The following is a 16,292-nucleotide window of genomic DNA, read 5'->3' as shown; positions in this document are numbered from 1 at the left end:
AACACCGTTCCGACGCAGCAGGCGATCGCGGACGCGGTCACTCAGAACGGGCCGGCGAAAGAGGCCCTTTCTGCCGCGTTTGCTAGTCGCAACGCCGCCGTTATCCCCGTTTGGCAGAACGGACTCGTCGGGAACTGGGTGGGCAACGACGCAAGCGGCTCGGGCACAAATGACACCGTGGCACTGCAAGCTCTAGTAGACGCGGCCCCGGCGGGGGCGACGATCCTGTTCGACCGCGCGGGGCGTTACCGCATCGACCCGATCACGATCAATAAGGCGCTTCACTTCGACCTGAACGGCTCAACCGTCATCACCCGCACCCGGACGGGCTCATCCACGGAGGCCCCCCTGTTCGGGTTCGCGGGATCGGAAGGCGCGTTCAAGACGATCACCGCCTCGGTGACAGAGGGCGACTTCACCGTGTCGGTGAACAGCGTCAGCGGACTCGCTGTCGGTGACTGGGTGCAGATCCGAGACTCGACCGAACTGCTCAAGTGGGACACGGGCGCCTGGTTCTCCACCGGTCAGAGGTTCCTCACAACCATCGTCGCCATCGGAGCGTCCACGGTGACCCTCGCCGCGCCAGCACCGTGGGGTATGACTGTGAGCCCGCAGCTCGTGAAACTGAACGTGATCACCTCCCCCCGCATTTCTAACGGGACCATCCGAGACACGAACCCGGGGAACGACCCGGTCACAGCGAACAGCATCTACGGCAGCCACGCCGACCTCCTAAGCTTCCGTTACACGGTCGACGCACGTGTGGATGACGTCACCGTGATCGGGTGGCAGGGCGTCGCCGCGAAGGTGTGGGACTCCGCGAATGCCGAGATCAACGTCAACGGCGTAGACCCATTCCGTCCCGCAACGTCAGGCTGTGGACACCTTGTGCGGTTCATTCGGTCCACCGATTCAAAGGTTGTGGGAGGAGAGTCGCGCGGCGCCCGCCACCACGTAACGCATGTTCAGGCGGTGCGGTGCGGCTCGGTCGACGCGACGGCGCACAACACCTACTTCGGGGCTTTCCAGACCCACGGTCACGGCGCCGTGGACTGTTACTCGAAGCGTGACACTGTCGTTAACGAACGATCCTTCTCCTCGGGGTGGCAGTTCGGGAACGGTCAATACGGTCCCGACAAGCGCTTCCGCGTGATCGATCCCTCTTACACGGGCCGCGGGGTCGCCTTCCTTGCTTGCGCCGCCTCCTCCGGGATGCGGATCGTGGCGCCCGAGGCAACCGTCTACTCAGGCCGCGGGCTCGCGGTGATTGAGCAGGCAACCGACATCGTCCTCGACGTTCAGACCGGACGTATCGAGGGCTCCGGTGAACTCGTGTTCGCGGGTTCCAACCTCGACGGGACGGGCACCACGTACGGCGGCGATCTGACAATCGTTGGCGACGGGTTCCGCGGTGCTGGCGCACTCAACATCCGCCTGTCGGGGAAGCTTCGCGCGATCGGTGTTTCCCCGAAGCGGATCTCGGGCGCGATTGTCGGAGACCTGTCGGGGAGTGAGATCGCGTCGGGGAAGGCCGTGTCTCAACTAGCGCTCCGCGGCTTCGACCGTGGGGCGGCTGTCGTCACGAATCAGACGTGGCCGACGTCCAACCTGATCGCGTTCGCCGCTGTGACGGAGGGCGGGCGTATCTCGAAGATCGCTCTCGAGGTGATGGTGTCGAACGGGAACATCAGCGTCGCCGTCTACCGTGGCGCGGGCGGGCCTGGGGGTGCGCTGGTGCCCGGGGCCCGCGCTGCGACGTCTGGCGCGGTTGCGTGTCCCGCGGTCGGGTACGCGGAGGTTTCGCTCGGTGCCGCGGTCGACGTGGAGCCGGGTGACTTCCTCGCGCTGTCCTGCGACAACGTCACCGCGGTGTTCGCGGGTCTGAGCGGCACCGCGTCCTCCCTGCAAGCCGGGTTCTACTACCGGAGCGTGTCGGTCTCGGCGCATCCCGCCCCGAACCCGGCACCGTCGGGCGCGAACCTCACACCGTCGATGAACCGCGTCCCCCTGCTGGTGGGCGTCGCGTAGAGCACCGCGCGTGGCAAGATGCAGGGGTGGAGACCCTAGTCTTGCTGGCGGCGATCCCGGTCCTGCTGCTGATCGGGATCGCCGTCAGGCGGTCGTGGATGCTCACCGGCCTGGGCTGGGCGAGCTCCCTGTTCTCGGGTGTCGCTGCTCTCGGCGTCCCCGTGTTCGCGGTCGTCGGCGGGTTGATGGGTCTGCTCCGTGGACGCCGACCTGCACAGCCGGTCAGGGGGCTATCGGCCCTCGTGACTGTGCTCATGGTCGGTGCGGTGGTCGCTGCCGCGTCGGCCGTGTGGTCGGAGCCGGGACCGTTGGCGTTCATCACCGCGGCTCGATGGTTCGCGCTCGGAACGTTGACCGTCGTCGCCGTGAACATGATCCAGAGCGACGGGCTCCCCGCAGCCGGGAAGATACTCGCCGCTATGGCGCCGGTCGCCCTCGCCCAGGCGGCGACGACCGTGCTGTTCCGGTTCGTTCCCACCGTTGAAGCGAACTACTACGCGTCGGGGCTGAGCCGTCCGTTCCTCGGGGGCGCTGGCCAGGCGCTCACTACCGAGCAGGGATACAACAACGTCGTGGCGCTCGAGCGCGCCGGCGGATTCCTGTTCGTCAGCGTCAACCGCGCATCGCTCGTGATGGGAATCATGCTCGTCACCTATCTCGCGTACGCCGCGCTTGCGCGGAAGCGGTGGCCGATCTGGGTGGCGCTGCCGCTCGCGGGCGCCATCGTTGCGACGGGGTCAAAGACGGGTCTTGCGTTGCTGATCGTCATGCCGCTGTTCGCGTTCTTCCTGGCCCGCGCCGCTGGGTCGCAGCGTCCCGCTGGCCGGATCGGGGCGGTTCTCGTCGCCCTCGTTGTCGCCGTGGTCGGTGCGCAGGTGTTCCTCAGCACGGCCGATGAGTACGTGCAGGCGTCGGCCGACACCCTCACACCGCGGCTCATCTTGTGGGGTGCGGCACTGAACGCCATCGGCGGATCACCGGTGTTCGGCCTCGGGTTCGGGAACTGGACCCGCGAACTCGAAGCGGGGACATTTGTCCTCGGTTTCTCGTCACGCCCGGTGCACAACTGGCTCCTGCAAGCCTGGCTGGACGGTGGCCTCGGGTTCGCCACCGCGAATGTCGCGCTCGTGATCGTGGTGTTGACGATTATGCTCAGGGCTCAAACGGTCAATGCGACCAAGCACGAACGGCTCGGCTTCGCACTCGCCGGGACAGCGTTCCTTTGGGCTTTCGTTCACGGCCTCGGCGACAACTCGTCGGTGATCGGCGACCCGCAGAATCTGGTGTTTCTGATTCTCGCTGGCGGGGTGCTACTGAACGCGCAGATTCTCGCCTCCCCCAGGGCGGGCACAGCGCCTCAGTTCGCTATTGCCAACGCGAGGATGTAGACCGCCAGAACGGTCACGGCCACGATCTGCCACCGCTGGCGGACAATCGTCGCCCGGTGGGATGAGATCCAGTCCCCAAGCTTCTCGAATGGTGTCCGCTCCACGCTGAAGAAACTACCGCGGACAGGACGCGTCCGCCTACAGGCAGCCACCTTCTCCCTCAGATAGATACACATCGACGCCCCGCGTCCCTCACCCTCGGGTGGGTGGACGCGGGGCGTTTCTGTCGTTTCTGCGGCTGACCGCGTTCCGCCACACGACGACGCTGCGACGCCCTCCGTCGTCTTCCCACTCGACAATCACGACGCGGTCGTTCCAGCCGGACGCCTCGGCGGGGATGCGGGAGGCGGGATCATCCGCCCAAGAGATCCACGCCCACACTTTCGGAAGCTGCCCGCGCGGAGCCCACTGGATCGGCTGCGGTCCGTAGGCGTTGCTCCCGAGGGTGCAGGCGCGTCGGCGACTGGTGCCTTGCTGGATGCGTTGGTCGTTGAGGTTGTCGTAGTGCGCTTCGTAGCGGCGGTTCTTCGTCACGGGTGGCCGGGTCATCCTTCCTCCGGCCGAGAACGATGATGTTACCCGGCGTCAACGACGCGCTGGAACCGTCCCCCGTCGCGGAGGTGAACCGTGCCGCAGGTGACGCACTCGAACCCGCGCGGGTCGTCGCGCATCACCGTGTGGCAGGTGGGGCAGCGCGGCTGCTCGAGGTCATCGATCATGACCGTGAGCCTACGTCGATGTCGGAGGCCGGTGGCATCCTAAATGCCATGTCTGCCCCCATCCCCGTCGACGAGCTCCTCGCTTTCGAGGGCGCGCATCCGCGTCACTCGGGCTGGAAGGAAGAGGCGATCCGTGCCCGCTTCGAGGTTCCGCCCGCTCGCTATTACCAGCTTCTCGATCGGGCGATCGACACCCGTGAGGCGCTCGAGCTTAACCCGATGCTGACGCACCGTCTGCGGCGCGTGCGGGAGGTTCGACGAGCGGCGCGCGAGCCGCGCAGGGCGGGGTGACTTGCCCACATTTTGCCCACAGGTTCGGCGACCGATATCGGGTTTTGCCGTGCTCTATCGGGCTCGGATGGGCGTAATTCCGCGGGTGAGCCGCTGACGGCCGCCACGGGAAAGGAACCACGACTTCTTCAGCGGGTCGGGCTCGTCGTACGTCATCGGCAAGGCCGTCGCGACCGAGGACGACGACTGGGACTTCTGACCTCCCGATCCTGACGCCGGGTGGGGTTACGCGCTGACCAGCTCGGCGGGAATCGCGCGCAGCGCGCGGGCGAGGTCGTTGCGGAGATCGTCAACGTGTTCGAGCCCGATCGACAGTCGCACGAGACCCGCGTGCGGCCGCGCGTGCGGGGGGACCGGGCGGTGCGTCAGGGCAGCCGGGTGCTGGATGAGGGAGTCGACCCCTCCCAGCGACACGGCGTGCGTGAAGAGCGTGACCGCTGAGGTGGCGGCGGCCGCGGCCTCGAACCCTCCGCGAAGTCTCACCGAGATCATCGCGCCGGTTCCTCGCATCTGACGTCGGAGCAGACCGCGCGGATCCCCGTCCAGTCCGGGGTAGTGCACCTCTGCGATCTCCGGCTGCTCCTGCAACCATTCCACCAGCCGGCGCGCCGAACCCTGCTGCCGTTCCAGACGCACCGGCAGGGTCGGCAGTCCTCGGTGGAGCAGGTACGCGCCGAGGGGGTGCAGGAGCCCACCGGTCACCGCGCGCACTCGACGGAGCGCGGCAGCGGTCTCGGCATCGCATGCGATGACACCGGCGATGACGTCGCCGTGTCCGCCGAGGTACTTCGTGGCGCTGTGCAGCGACATCGTCGCTCCGAGCGCGACCGGGTTCTGCAGCAGTGGTGTGGCGAACGTGTTGTCGACGAGGACCGGGATGCCGCCGGCCGACGCCACCACCGCAGCGATGTCGACGAGGTCGAGCGTGGGGTTGGCGGGCGTCTCGACGACGATCAGCCCCGTGTCGGGTCGGATGGCGGCGGCGATCTCGTCCTCGTGACAGTACGTGACCTCGATGCCGAGGAGTCCCGACGAAAGCAGGTGGTCGGTCCCGCCGTAGAGCGGGCGCACCGCGATGATGTGGGATCTCCCCGACGCCGCACTGTGGGCGATGATCGCGGCGGTCATCGCCGCCATGCCCGAGGCGAAAGCGACTGCCTCCTCGGCGCCCTCGAGTTCGGCCAGCGCGCTCTCGAAGCGGGCGACGGTGGGATTCCACAGCCGCGCGTAGACGAGCCCGCCGTCGGCGAGCGGGTGCCCCCCGCTCGCCATGGATTCGTACGACAGCCCGCCGGCTTCCAGGTCGGGGATGGGGTTCGTCGTCGACAGGTCGATCGGGAGCGCGTGAACGCCGAGACCCTCGAGGTCGGCCCGTCCGGCGTGCACGGCGACGGTGTCGTGGTGGCGGTGAGCAGATTCCATGCAGCTAGTGTGAGGGTAATCGCAAGAAGGCGGCCGGTCTGCCGGCTGAAAGAGCGGAAGAAGCGTGGCTGATCCGAATTTTCTCCATGACGGGTGCGTTCGGGGGAGGGGTTCTTGATGAAATCTCAAAGCGGAGATGAGCTCCTGGATGACACCGACCTCCGCATCCTGCGGCTGCTTCAGCGTGACGGCGACTTCACCAACCGGGCTCTTGCCGAACAGCTCGGCCTGGCCGAGTCCACGTGTGCCCATCGGGTTCGCGTGCTGCGCGCGCGGGGAGTGATCCGCGGATCCCAGGTGCGCGTGAACGAGGCTGCGCTGGGCTATCCGATCCAGGCGCTCATCCGCGTCCGGCTGGGGAGCCACTCCGCCTCTCGCGTCCGCAACCTGTTCGATGCGCTCTGTGCGATCCCGTCCGCGCTGCGTGTCTTCCACGTCGCCGGAGTGGACGACTTCCTCGTCCATGTGGCCGTGCGCGATCCGGAAGCGCTGCGCGATGTGGTGTTGGAGCACATCACCGTGCACCCCGTTGTGCGGGCGACCGAGACGCAGCTCCTCTTCGAGGTGCGCGATGGTCAGGGTCCACTCATCTGAGCGGGGTTTCTTCCGGCTGGGGCCGGCGCCTCTGGCCTTGATTCGGGTTCAACCTCTGGTTGAGGGTTTCGGGTGTGGATGTCGGAGGGTGGTGGGATGCTTCATACATGCGTTCGAACCCGCGGCTTACCCTCCTCAGCGACGAGGACCGTGGTGAGCTGACCGGTGTGCTCACCCGGGTGGAGGCCGCGCAGGTGGCGCTCGCGGCTGCCGAAGCTGAGCAGGCGCGGGCGCTGGCTGAGGCGGGTGCGTTCGCGGCGCGGTTGGCGGAGGGGTCGTCCGCGGTGGTGCGGGACCGGGATATGGCGCTCCGGGGTGTGGCGGCGGAGATCGCGGCGGCGGTGCGGGTGTCCGACCGCGCGGTGCAGCGCCAGATCGACTCCGCCTACACGCTGGTCAACGACTTCCCCGCGACGGTGCACTGCTGGGAGAAGGGGTTGCTCACGCGGGCGCATGTGGCGGTGGTGGAGGACATCGGCCGGCGGCTGCCGCCGGAGGTGAAGGGTGAGTTCGATCAGCTCGCCGCGGAGATCTGCCTGGACGAGACCCCGGGCCGTGCCCGCGCGGATCTCGAGATCCTCGCGGAGCGGATGAACCCGCGCACCCTCACCGAACGACATGGTGAGGCGTTTCGGGGGCGGAAGATCGTCCGGTACACGATCGGGGAGGGGATGTCAGAGCTGCGGTCTGTGCACTCCTCGGTGTTGATCGAGGGGATCTTCCAACGCGTCACCGACCAGGCCAACGTCGTCATCGCCGCCCGGGAACCGGAATCCGGTGATACCCGGTCCCTGGACGAGGTCCGTGCGGACCTGTTCGCCGACATGCTCCTCACCGCCATCCCCACCATCGACCCCACCAGTGACCCCGTCGGTGACGGTGGCCGCCCGGGCGGCCGCCCGGGCGGCCGGGCGGGCGGGCTCGGCGCGATCAAAGCGAAGGTGCAGGTCGTGATCCCGGTGATGGCGCTCATGGGGCAAAGCGATGTCCCCTGCGACCTCGCCGGGGTGGGACCGATCGATGCGGGAACCGCGAGGCTGCTGGCGGGAAACAGTTACGACACGTGGGAACGGCTACTTACCCACCCCATCACCGGGTTGACGATGGCGGTGGACACCTACCAGCGCACCACAGCCATGGACCGGTACCTCAAAGGCCGGGACAAGCACTGCCGATGGCCCGGCTGCCGCATGCCCGCGAGGAAATGCGAAGTCGACCACAACCATGACGCGGCCCTGGGCGGGAAGACGGAGATCTGCAACCTGTGCTGCCTGTGCCAACGACACCACAGCATGAAACAGTTCACCGCCTGGAAAGTGAAACAACTCGACGGCGGCGTCATCGAGTGGACCTCCCCGACCGGCCGGGTCTACATCGACAACCCACCCGGACACGGGGTGCATTTCACCCCGGAGGAGGATTTGCCTGAGGACGTGTGGGCGAATTGGACCAACCCCGGCATCGAGTTCCGCATCACCAGCGAACACCCCGACGACCCCCGACAACCCCCACCCTTCTGACAACCCCGCCGCTCGGGCGACCCCGCCGCTCTGACGACGGCCGTCGCGTCAGAGCGTGCGGACGCCGTGCCTGAGAAGGGACGACGTGCCCTCCCGTCATCGCCCGGCCAGAAGTCCGAAGCCGAGACACACGATGCCGGCGACGGCCAGGACCACCGCGTACGTCCACCGGTAGTCGAGGTGGATAAGTCGGTCGTAGGTGCGCGAGACGAAGGCGGCAGTACCGGGCAGCCGCGACCACAGACCGGCGAGCAGGACGAAGGGGGCGATGAGAGCGAGAAGGAAGACGGCGTAGGCCAGAATCCGAGGGACCACCTCGTCGCTGAGCCCCGCGGTCACGCGGCCCGTGGTGTACATGATCGGCAGCGTCGTGAAGCCGACGATCGAGCAGCTGAGACCCAGCCAGAAGTAGCTGCCCGGATGCGCGCGCGCCTGCGTCGGGCGGGCGGACGCTGCCCGTCGAGGGACCCGAAGGCGCCAGATGACGACACCGACCGCCGCGGCCAGGAAGACCACGCCGGCGATGAGGTCGACGGTGCGGCTGAGCGCCAGGGCGTCGGCCTCGCGCTCTACCGCACTGACCAGGTTGGCCGGGTTGAAGCTCTGCAGGGCCACGAAGAGGATCGTGGCTCCCGTTGCAAGGCCCCCGACCATCCACGCCATCCGCGCAGCCACCTGCGTATTGCGCGCCAGCATGTCGGCCGTTGCGCCGTACAGAGTGGGGTTCAATCCGAGCGCCAGCCCCAGACCGATCAGCGTCGAGAGGGCGACGGTCCACCGGCCGACGTCGTGCATGTCAGGCGCTCCTGGACACGGTGACGGTGAACTTCGCGTTCCGGGCGACCTGGCGCGTGGGACCGACGAGTCGTTCGAGTGCCGACCGGTAGCGGAGATGCGAATTCCAGACAGTCCAGAGCTCCCCGCCCGGGGCGAGTACCCGAGCGGCATCCTTGAACAGACCGTGGGCGAGCCGCTCGTGCACGGCTGCGCCGGTGTGGAACGGCGGGTTCAGTGCGATCAGGTCGGCCACACCATCGGCGAGGCGGGACAGGCCGACATCCTGGATCACCTCGACGCGCTCCGCGACGCCGCTCGCGGCAGCCGTGGCCCGCGCCGAGGCGACGGCGGCGGCCGAGACGTCCGAGGCGTGGATCCGAAGGCGAGGATGACGCTGGGCGAGGGTCACACCCACGACACCCGTGCCACAGGCGAGGTCGACGACGACAGCGTCATCCGATATCTCCTGCGGCAGGTTCTCCAGCAGGAACCGTGTGCCGATGTCGAGGCCGGCGCCGGCGAAGACGCCGCCGAAGGCGCAGACCTCGAGATCCCCGACGCGTGCGCGCCTCGGCTCGGGATCGTGGCCGCCGTAGGGTTCCGCGGCGATGAGGACGCGTGCCTTCTGCCGCGCCGGGCTGATGTCCAGACGCCCGAAGTGCCTTCGCAGGACGGCGTTCATGGTGAGGGCCATGTGCTTCACCCGCCCGCCGGCGAAGACCCGCACCCGGGGGTCGGCGTACTTCGCGATGAGCCCCGCGATGTCCTCCAGCGCGTCCAGAGAACGAGGAAGGCGCACGAGCACCAGCCGCGCGTCGCGAACGAGGTCCGCGTTCAGGGGGAGGGACTCCGTCCGACCGATCATCCCGAGCCTCGCGGCGTTCGCGGCCAGCGCCTGCTCACCGAGAAGGGAGTCCTGGTGCACCCGCACGGGCGGGCCGTCGACGGCCGAAGCGAGGGAGAGCGCCCCGTAGGCATCGCCGATCACGACGACCCCGCCCGGTGCCGCGTCTGAACGCGCGTCTCGGGACAGATCCAGGATCAGCCGGTCGGCGGCGTCGACGGCGACGAGATCCGGTGCCTCGACGTCGGGCCACCGCCTCAGCGCGTCGAAGGGGAACTCCACACCACCACGCTAAACGCCGCCGCGATCTCTTGACATCGACACGATCGACCTGGGCCGCTCTCCGCGCTTCTCTAGGCTGGAAACCCCGTCCCTCGCCGAGGAGAACCCGTGTTCCGCACGCCCCTGACCCTCTTCCGCACCCTCGCCATCGCCGAGGCGGTGTCATGGACCCTGCTCATCACCGGACTGATCCTCCGCGCGACCGCGGGCCTTGACATCGCGGTGACGATCGGTGGCGGCATCCACGGCTTCGTCTTCCTCGCCTACGGCGCGACGGCGGTCCTCGTCGCGCTCAACCAGCGCTGGGCGCCGGGGCCTGCGATCGTGGCGATCGGAAGCGCCGTGATCCCCTACGCGACGATCCCCACCGAGATCTGGTTGCAGCGGTCCGGACGGCTTCGCGGCGCCTGGCGCACACAGGAGACCTCCGACCCCCGCGACGCCCGGATCCTGGACCGGATGCTGCGGTTCTTCCTCCAGCGCCCGTGGGTGCTCGCCCTCCTCATCGCGGCAGCCGTCGTGCTGCTGTTCGTCGTGCTGCTGATCGTCGGACCTCCCGGCGGCCGGGACTGAGCGCAGCGCGGTTAGGCTGACCAGATGCCGGACACCAGGAGCCCTCTGCGCACCCTCGCCCGTTGGTCGCTGGCCGGCGCGATGGTCTTCGCCGGCCTCACCCACCTGTTCTGGGGTCGCAAGGAGTTCCAGGCGCAGGTCCCCGACTGGACGACCCGGGGAACCGGATTCGACAAGGACGACGTCGTCATCGTCTCGGGGGTGCTGGAGGTCATGCTCGGGGCGTCCCTCGTCGTCCTCCCGGGGTCCCGCCGCACGCTCGGGAACTTCCTCGCCGCGTTCTTCGTCGCGATCTTCCCGGGCAATGTCGAGCAGTACCTGAAGAAGCGCGACGGCTTCGGCCTCGACACCGATCGGAAGCGATTCCTCCGGCTGTTCTTCCAGCCGGTCCTCGTCGCCGTGGCGCTGTGGTCCACACCGGACGGACGGCGCTAGCCGCTCGCCTCCTCCCCGACGAGCGTCCGCGCGAGCATCGTCGCGCCCGCGGTCGCCGCCGGCATGACCGCCACCGCGCCCAGGGGCACGAGAAAGCACAGCTGGGTCGCGATCCCGAACCCCCAGACGCGCGGGCGGGCGCGGCGGAGGAGCGCACGCCGCGCCTTCCGCGAGATCCCGCGGGCCGTCAGCGCACGCGAGGTCAGCTCGTCGGCGAGGATCCAGCCGGTCAGCACCGTGCCGGTGATCGTCCCGAGGACCGTTCCGACGACCGGGATGAACCCGAGGAGCGCGGCGCAGATCGCGATGAGGATGCCGCGGCCGAGAAGTGAGAGCGCGTCCCCGACCGATCGCCAGAAGCCGTAGTCCACGCCGGGGATGTCGCCGCCCGCGCTCTTCTCGACCGACCGCCAGATGCGGTCGTAGAACGGCTCGCCGACGATGAGTGTGACGGCGGTGAACGACACGATCGCGATGATGCCCGCCCCGCCCAGGAGCGCGGCGCTCACGGCGATGCGGAGGACCCCGGTCCAGAACTCCGGCCATCCCGCGGCGAACGGCGTGAGCCACTCGGCCACCTCGGGCACCCAGGCGCCCAGGACGATCAGCCCCACGAGGAAGACCGCGGCCACCACGATCGCCGGGATGAGCCCGAGGGCCATCGCCGCGGGGCGACGCGCCCACCACCCGAACCCGCGAAGGAGAAGCCCCACCCCGCGCCACAGCTCCGACATCCCGCTCCTTCCGGCCCTGTGAAGGATAGCGAGGCGGGGACGGATATCGTGGCGGAGTGAGCGCGACCGGCACGACGATCCTGCATTCTGCCCGGCTGGTGTCGGGCGGCGCGATCGCCGACGACGCCTGGCTGCTGCTCGAGGACGGGGCCGTCGCCGCCCGCGGCACCGGCGATGACTGGCCGCGAAACGGGGCGGCGGAGGTCGTCGACGCCGCCGGCGGCATCCTCACCCCCGGGTTCATCGACCTCCACTGCCACGGCGGCGGGGGAGCGGCCGTCGACGACGGGGCGGACTCGATCGCCCGGGTCGTGGACGCCCACACCCGCCACGGCACGACGCGTTCGGTGCTGTCGCTGGTCAGCGCCCCCGTCGACGTCCTCTCCTCGCGCCTGGCGGCGATCGCGGAGGCGAAGGCCCGCGACCCCCGCGTGCTCGGCGCGCACCTGGAGGGACCGTTCCTCCACCCCGACTTCCGGGGCGCGCACGACCCCGAGGCTCTTCGCGACCCCGACCCGGCGACGGTCGGTCGGCTGCGGGATGCCGCGGGCGACGCCCTCATCCAGATCACCGTGGCCCCCGATCGACCCCAGGCGCTGACGGCGATCGAGACGTTCGCGCACGCGGGCGTCGTCGTGGCCGTCGGCCACACCGGTGCCGACCGTGACCTCGCCGACGCCGCGTTCGAGCGGGGCGCGACCCTTCTCACCCACGCGTTCAATGCGATGCGCGGCATCCATCATCGGGCGCCGGGGCCGGTGCTGGCCGCGGTGAACACCCCGGGCGTCTTCCTCGAGGCGATCCTCGACGGCAGTCACCTCGACCCCGCGGTCGTCCGCATGCTGTTCGATCTCGCCCCGGGGCGCGTCGCGCTCGTCACCGATGCGATGGCGGCCGCGGGCGCCGCCGACGGCGACTACGTCCTCGGCGAGCTGGAGGTCACGGTCTCGGGAGGGGTCGCGAGGCTCGCGGGCTCGGAGACGATCGCCGGGTCCACCCTCACCCAGGACGCCGCGCTCCGCCGGGCCGTCGACGACGTGGGGCTGTCCCTCCCCGCGGCCGTCGCCGCACTCACCGAGACACCGGCGGCGGTCCTCGGGCGAGCGGATCGACTCGGACGCCTCGACCCCGGTTTCGCCGCAGACGTCGTGCTCCTGAGCTCTGCTCTCGAGGTCGAAGCCGTGTGGGCGGCGGGGCGGCGCTTCCGGTGAGCCAGGTCGCCGCAGCGACATCCCTCGCCCGCACCTACCGGTACGTCCGGCTGGCCATCCTCGGAGCGGTGCTCGCGATCCTCGTCTCCGTCGCCGCGGTGGCGATCGGCACCGGTGTGACGCCGAAATCGCTGAGCGCCGGCTTCTACACCCCGGCCCGCACCGTGTTCACGGGGTCGCTCTTCGCCGTCTCCCTGGCTCTTCTCGCACTGTCGGGGCGGAGCGTCCCGCAGGCGCTCCTCGACATCGCTGCCGTCCTCGCCCCGCTGATCGCCATCATCCCGACGCCCGTCGACGGCGTCGTGCCCGAGGCCGTGCACGCCGACGTCGTCAACGGCCTCCTCACCTTCGCGATCGTCGGGATCGCGGCGCTCATCACCGCCCTCGTCGTCGCGCGCGCCCAGAGGAGCCTCACCCGCGGCGTCCTCTCGACCGCGGCGGTCGCGGGGATCCTGATCGTCGGGTTCCCCACCTGGGCGGCCGTGGACCTGGACGGACTGCTCCGCTTCGGCCACCTGACGGCGACACTGGCCTTCTTCGCCCTCGTCGCCGCCGTCGCCGGGTGGACCGCGTGGGTGCCCTCCTCCTCGAGCCCCGTCTCGCGGGGGCTCTACGGGGCGCTCGCCGTCGGAATCCTCGCCGCGATCGCCTTCCTTTTCGTGGTGTTCCTCCTCGCCGACGTCGACCCCCTCGTGCTGGTCGGCGAGGTCGCCCTCCTGCTGCTGTTCGCGGCGTTCTGGATCGCAGAGACCGTGCGGACCTGGGACGATCCGAACCCGTCGATTCGGTGAGCGACGGCGGGAATAGTGGTCGCCCACTCGCGTTGAAGTTGATACGTGTCTGCTCAAGTTCCCCGCGAGGGGCGACCGAGCAGGCTTCGCATCACCATTCACGGAGAGTGACATGCCCGAAGACTTCCCCCCGACCGGAGACGGTCAGAGTGCGTTCGACGAGTTCCTCGCTCGCTACCTCGCGGGCGAGCGGGCACGCGCGGAGCGCTCGATCGATCTCAGCCGCTTCCTGAGCGCCCGCACGCAGGAGATGCTGCAGCGCTCCGGCCGCTACGCCCTCGAGCGCGGCCAGCGAGAGCTCGACGCGCTGCACGTCCTGCGCGTCCTCGTCGACCACGCACCGGCGAAGGACGCGGTCGCCCGCATCGGCGCCGACCCGGGCGCGATCGCCCGCGCCGCCGAGGAGCGGCTCCCCGCCGCCTCGTCGGCCGCCGACGTCGACGGCGCCGTCGTCACCCCGTCGGTGCAGCGCGCCCTCTTCCACGCCTTCCAGGTGGCACGCTCCTCAGGCTCGACCTACGTCGACCCCGAGCACCTCTTCTTCGCCCTGGTCCTGGCACAGGACACCCCCGCCGGGCAGATCCTCGCGCAGGCGGGCGTGACCGCGGAGGCGCTCACCCAGAGCGTGCGCGAGACGGTCACCCCCGGTGGGGCGAGCACGGACGAGAACGCGGATGCCGCGGCATCCGATTCCCCCATGCTCGACCGTTTCGGCACCGACCTGACGGCCCGTGCCCGTGACGGTCTGCTCGACCCCGTCATCGGGCGCGCGGACGAGATCGAGCAGACCATCGAGATCCTCAGCCGCCGGACCAAGAACAACCCCGTTCTGGTGGGCGAGGCGGGCGTGGGCAAGACCGCCATCGTCGAGGGTCTGGCGCAGGCGATCGTGTCGGGCGCCGTCCCCGAGCAGCTGCGCGACAAGCGCGTGATCGCCCTGGACCTTCCCGCCATGCTCGCCGGAACCCGCTACCGCGGCGACTTCGAAGAGCGCCTGACGAACACGATGAACGAGATCGCGGAGCGCTCGCAGGAGTTGATCGTCTTCATCGACGAGGTGCACACCGTCGTCGGCGCCGGAGGCGGCGGCGAGGGCGCGATGGACGCCGGCAACATCCTGAAGCCCCGGCTCGCCCGCGGTGAGCTGCACCTCGTCGGCGCCACCACGCTCAAGGAGTACCGGACGATCGAGAAGGACCCGGCGCTGGAACGCCGTTTCCAGCCGGTGAAGGTCGGCGAGCCCTCACTCCCCGACGCGGTGGAGATCCTCCGTGGGCTCCGCGGCGCCTACGAGGAGCACCACGGCGTCTCCTACACCGACGAGGCGCTGCGCGCCGCCGTCGAGCTGAGCGACCGCTACCTCACCGATCGGGTGCTTCCCGACAAGGCGATCGACCTCATCGACCAGGCGGGCGCCCGCCTGCGGCTGCGCCTGGGCGTGAAGGTCGACACGCGCGAGCTGATGGAGCGGCTCGCCACGCTCGAGGCCGACAAGAACGCGGCGGTCTCGACCGAGCGCTACGAGGAGGCATCGCAGATCCGCGACGAGATCGCCGCCGTGCAGGAGCGCCTGCGCGAAGCGACCGAGTCCGGTGTCGGGGTCGGCGCCGCCGTCGTGGACGAGCCCGAGATCGCGGCGGTGATCAGCCGCGCGACCGGCATCCCCGTCCAGCGGCTCACCGAGACCGAGCGGGAGCGCCTCGCCGTGCTCGAGAGCGAGCTGCACGCGCGGGTGATCGGACAGGATGACGCGGTGACCGCCGTCGCCAAGGCCGTGCGTCGCAACCGCACGGGCATGGGCGACAGCCGTCGCCCGGTCGGTTCGTTCCTCTTCCTCGGTCCGACGGGGGTGGGGAAGACGGAGCTCGCAAAGGCCCTGGCGCAGTCCCTCTTCGACGACGAGGGCGCGGTCATCCGCTTCGACATGAGCGAGTTCGGCGAGCGGCACACGGTGTCGCGTCTGGTCGGCGCCCCTCCGGGGTACGTCGGCTACGACGAGGCCGGCCAGCTGACCGAGCGCGTCCGCCGGAACCCGTACTCGATCGTCCTCTTCGACGAGATCGAGAAGGCCCACCCCGACGTGTTCAACCTGCTGCTGCAGGTGCTCGACGACGGTCGCCTCACCGACGGGCAGGGGCGCACTGTCGACTTCCGCAACACGGTGGTCGTCATGACCTCCAACATCGGCAGCGAGTTCCTCGCCTCCCGGTCGGGCGCCATCGGCTTCATCGCGGACGGCGGCGGAGCCACCGGCTTCGGCTCGGAGAAGGACCTGCGCGACCGCGTGATGGGGCGTCTGCGCGACGCCATGCGTCCGGAGTTCCTCAACCGGATCGACGAGATCGTGCTGTTCCGCAAGCTCGAGAAGGAGCAGCTGGAGCAGATCGTCGCCCTCCTGCTCGGCGCCACCCGGGTGCGGCTCGCCGCGCGCGAGGTGTCGCTCGAGATCGACGACACCGCGATCGCGTGGCTCGCGGAGAACGGCTACGAGCCCGAGTACGGGGCGCGGCCGCTGCGCCGCCTCATCCAGCGCGAGGTCGACGACCGGATCGCCGACCTCTTCGTCTCCGGTGAGCTCAGCGACGGGGGAACGGTCCGACTCGACGCCCGGGAGGGGATGCTGCGGGTCGCCGCCGTCGCGACGGTCGCCGCTGCGGCCTGACGCCCGGTCCGATGGGGCATG

16 protein-coding genes are annotated in these 16,292 nt (G+C 69.5%); 10 read left to right on the top strand and 6 right to left on the bottom strand.

What is annotated here, in order from left to right; translation table 11 throughout:
- The first annotated feature begins 177 nt into the window (after positions 1-177).
- Together MA875_RS04490 and MA875_RS04485 are read left to right on the top strand one after the other, a co-directional pair.
- Positions 178-2,028 carry a hypothetical protein gene (locus MA875_RS04490; RefSeq protein WP_248240539.1) on the top strand — a complete coding sequence of 617 codons (1,851 nt, stop codon included), beginning with the start codon at positions 178-180 and terminating at the stop codon, positions 2,026-2,028.
- Positions 2,029-2,336: 308 nt separating this feature from the next.
- Positions 2,337-3,416 carry an O-antigen ligase family protein gene (locus tag MA875_RS04485; protein WP_248240538.1) on the top strand — a complete coding sequence of 360 codons (1,080 nt, stop codon included), beginning with the start codon at positions 2,337-2,339 and terminating at the stop codon, positions 3,414-3,416.
- A gap of 192 nt (positions 3,417-3,608) precedes the next feature.
- On the opposite strand, the gene MA875_RS04480 is transcribed toward MA875_RS04485, so the two are convergent.
- Positions 3,609-3,965: a hypothetical protein gene (locus tag MA875_RS04480; RefSeq protein ID WP_248240536.1), complete on the bottom strand. Its 357-nt coding sequence runs from the start codon at positions 3,963-3,965 to the stop codon at positions 3,609-3,611.
- 26 nt (positions 3,966-3,991) lie between these two features.
- The gene (locus tag MA875_RS04475; RefSeq protein ID WP_248240535.1) at positions 3,992-4,135 is read right to left on the bottom strand and encodes a hypothetical protein; all 144 of its coding nucleotides are present in this window, start codon (positions 4,133-4,135) and stop codon (positions 3,992-3,994) included.
- A gap of 48 nt (positions 4,136-4,183) precedes the next feature.
- On the opposite strand from MA875_RS04475, the gene MA875_RS04470 reads away from it, so the two are divergent.
- Complete coding sequence (locus MA875_RS04470) at positions 4,184-4,426, top strand: DUF3263 domain-containing protein (protein ID WP_248240534.1); 243 nt, start codon at positions 4,184-4,186, stop codon at positions 4,424-4,426.
- A 225-nt stretch (positions 4,427-4,651) separates the two neighbouring features.
- Here MA875_RS04470 and MA875_RS04465 read toward each other — a convergent pair whose 3' ends face one another.
- Positions 4,652-5,848 (bottom strand): trans-sulfuration enzyme family protein, encoded by a 1,197-nt coding sequence (locus tag MA875_RS04465; protein ID WP_248240533.1) that lies wholly within the window; start codon positions 5,846-5,848, stop codon positions 4,652-4,654.
- A gap of 117 nt (positions 5,849-5,965) precedes the next feature.
- Here MA875_RS04465 and MA875_RS04460 point away from each other — a divergent pair, with 117 nt between their 5' ends.
- Both MA875_RS04460 and MA875_RS04455 read left to right on the top strand, forming a co-directional pair.
- Complete coding sequence (locus MA875_RS04460) at positions 5,966-6,442, top strand: Lrp/AsnC family transcriptional regulator (protein ID WP_248240532.1); 477 nt, start codon at positions 5,966-5,968, stop codon at positions 6,440-6,442.
- A 107-nt stretch (positions 6,443-6,549) separates the two neighbouring features.
- Positions 6,550-7,962 (top strand): HNH endonuclease signature motif containing protein, encoded by a 1,413-nt coding sequence (locus MA875_RS04455; protein WP_248240531.1) that lies wholly within the window; start codon positions 6,550-6,552, stop codon positions 7,960-7,962.
- A 96-nt stretch (positions 7,963-8,058) separates the two neighbouring features.
- Here the strand turns inward: MA875_RS04455 and MA875_RS04450 are convergent, their stop codons facing one another.
- Positions 8,059-8,757 (bottom strand): GAP family protein, encoded by a 699-nt coding sequence (locus MA875_RS04450; protein ID WP_248240530.1) that lies wholly within the window; start codon positions 8,755-8,757, stop codon positions 8,059-8,061.
- A gap of 1 nt (position 8,758) precedes the next feature.
- Complete coding sequence (locus tag MA875_RS04445; RefSeq protein WP_248240528.1) at positions 8,759-9,865, bottom strand: class I SAM-dependent methyltransferase; 1,107 nt, start codon at positions 9,863-9,865, stop codon at positions 8,759-8,761.
- A 108-nt stretch (positions 9,866-9,973) separates the two neighbouring features.
- Between MA875_RS04445 and MA875_RS04440 the strand changes: the two genes are divergently transcribed.
- Both MA875_RS04440 and MA875_RS04435 read left to right on the top strand, forming a co-directional pair.
- Positions 9,974-10,438 (top strand): DUF3817 domain-containing protein, encoded by a 465-nt coding sequence (locus MA875_RS04440; protein ID WP_248240526.1) that lies wholly within the window; start codon positions 9,974-9,976, stop codon positions 10,436-10,438.
- Positions 10,439-10,462: 24 nt separating this feature from the next.
- Entirely contained in the window at positions 10,463-10,873 is a 411-nt protein-coding gene (locus MA875_RS04435; protein ID WP_248240524.1) for a DoxX family protein, read from the top strand.
- On the opposite strand, the gene MA875_RS04430 is transcribed toward MA875_RS04435, so the two are convergent.
- Positions 10,870-11,607 (bottom strand): EI24 domain-containing protein, encoded by a 738-nt coding sequence (locus tag MA875_RS04430; protein WP_248240523.1) that lies wholly within the window; start codon positions 11,605-11,607, stop codon positions 10,870-10,872. The two genes, MA875_RS04435 and MA875_RS04430, sit on opposite strands and share 4 nt — an antisense overlap.
- A gap of 56 nt (positions 11,608-11,663) precedes the next feature.
- Here MA875_RS04430 and nagA point away from each other — a divergent pair, with 56 nt between their 5' ends.
- From nagA to MA875_RS04415, 3 genes are all read left to right on the top strand, one after another.
- On the top strand, positions 11,664-12,818 hold the full coding sequence (gene nagA, locus MA875_RS04425) for an N-acetylglucosamine-6-phosphate deacetylase (protein ID WP_248240521.1): 1,155 nt from the start codon (positions 11,664-11,666) through the stop codon (positions 12,816-12,818).
- Positions 12,815-13,609, top strand: coding sequence for a hypothetical protein (locus tag MA875_RS04420; RefSeq protein WP_248240519.1), 795 nt, complete (start codon positions 12,815-12,817; stop codon positions 13,607-13,609). The genes nagA and MA875_RS04420 overlap by 4 nt, the downstream gene beginning before the upstream one ends.
- Before the next feature lie 112 nt (positions 13,610-13,721).
- Entirely contained in the window at positions 13,722-16,271 is a 2,550-nt protein-coding gene (locus MA875_RS04415; RefSeq protein ID WP_248240518.1) for an ATP-dependent Clp protease ATP-binding subunit, read from the top strand.
- The last annotated feature ends 21 nt before the right edge of the window (positions 16,272-16,292 follow it).

Source organism: Microbacterium kunmingense, assembly GCF_023155745.1.
GTDB lineage: Bacteria > Actinomycetota > Actinomycetes > Actinomycetales > Microbacteriaceae > Microbacterium > Microbacterium kunmingense.
Note: the sequence above shows the minus strand (reverse complement) of the source record. Positions and strands in the feature narration are given on the sequence as shown.

Coding starts and splice junctions, on each gene's coding strand:
- MA875_RS04415 (WP_248240518.1), top strand. CDS start 13,722: ATGCCCGAAGACTTCCCCCCGACCGGAGACGGTCAGAGTGCGTTCGAC.
- MA875_RS04475 (WP_248240535.1), bottom strand. CDS start 4,135: ATGATCGATGACCTCGAGCAGCCGCGCTGCCCCACCTGCCACACGGTG.
- MA875_RS04465 (WP_248240533.1), bottom strand. CDS start 5,848: ATGGAATCTGCTCACCGCCACCACGACACCGTCGCCGTGCACGCCGGA.
- MA875_RS04430 (WP_248240523.1), bottom strand. CDS start 11,607: ATGTCGGAGCTGTGGCGCGGGGTGGGGCTTCTCCTTCGCGGGTTCGGG.
- MA875_RS04460 (WP_248240532.1), top strand. CDS start 5,966: ATGAAATCTCAAAGCGGAGATGAGCTCCTGGATGACACCGACCTCCGC.
- MA875_RS04435 (WP_248240524.1), top strand. CDS start 10,463: ATGCCGGACACCAGGAGCCCTCTGCGCACCCTCGCCCGTTGGTCGCTG.
- MA875_RS04480 (WP_248240536.1), bottom strand. CDS start 3,965: ATGACCCGGCCACCCGTGACGAAGAACCGCCGCTACGAAGCGCACTAC.
- MA875_RS04455 (WP_248240531.1), top strand. CDS start 6,550: ATGCGTTCGAACCCGCGGCTTACCCTCCTCAGCGACGAGGACCGTGGT.
- MA875_RS04450 (WP_248240530.1), bottom strand. CDS start 8,757: ATGCACGACGTCGGCCGGTGGACCGTCGCCCTCTCGACGCTGATCGGT.
- MA875_RS04470 (WP_248240534.1), top strand. CDS start 4,184: ATGTCTGCCCCCATCCCCGTCGACGAGCTCCTCGCTTTCGAGGGCGCG.